Raw genomic sequence first — 814 nt, 5'->3', positions numbered from 1 at the left:
AATCATGGATGGTTGGCGTGGGGTTAAAGAAACTTGGCCTGCTATTTTAGTTGCCAGCTTATCTTTTTCTTTAGCGCAATATCTAACATCAAATTTTGTTGGGCCTGAGTTACCCGATATCACTGCTGCAATTGCATCATTAATCAGTTTAACTATCTTACTTAAGTATTGGAAACCAAAACATATTTTTCTTTTTGAGGATAAAAATATACAGGTAGATGAAACTATTATCAAGCAAGCTCGTAAACAATATAGTGTGGCACAGATAGCCAAAGCCTGGTCTCCATTTCTGATACTTACAGCAATGGTGACGATCTGGAGCATCAAACCTTTTAAAGATTTATTTGTTAAGGACGGCCCATTAAGTGATTTAGTAGTTTCAGTTAAAGTGCCGTATTTGCATCAATTGATTCAAAAGCTACCACCTGTCGTGCCTGAAATTAAAGATTATGATGCGATTTATAAGTTTGATTGGTTATCAGCAACGGGTACGGCGATTATATTGGCGGCATTGATCACGATTATTTATTTAAACATGAAACCTAAAGAGGCAGTTTCGACATTCTTTGAAACCGTGAATGAACTAAAAACCCCAATTTATTCGATTGGTATGGTACTGGCTTTTGCGTTCATTGCAAACTATTCAGGTCTGTCAGCAACGCTTGCTTTAGCACTGGCACATACGGGTCAGGCTTTCACCTTCTTCTCACCATTCTTGGGTTGGGTTGGAGTGTTTCTTACAGGTTCAGATACTTCAGCTAACGCATTGTTTTCAGCGTTACAAGCAACTACAGCACAGCAAATCGGTGTGCCT

Annotated in this window: 1 protein-coding gene; it reads left to right on the top strand. The window is 38.8% G+C overall.

What is annotated here, in order from left to right; all coding sequences use genetic code 11:
- The coding region (locus ACNPNW_RS06270; RefSeq protein WP_448766749.1) for an L-lactate permease at nucleotides 1-814 on the top strand (814 nt) is incomplete at both ends.

The organism is Acinetobacter endophylla, assembly GCF_053543775.1.
The sequence above is the reverse complement of the archived record's forward strand: the minus strand, read 5'-3'. Positions and strand labels throughout refer to the sequence as shown.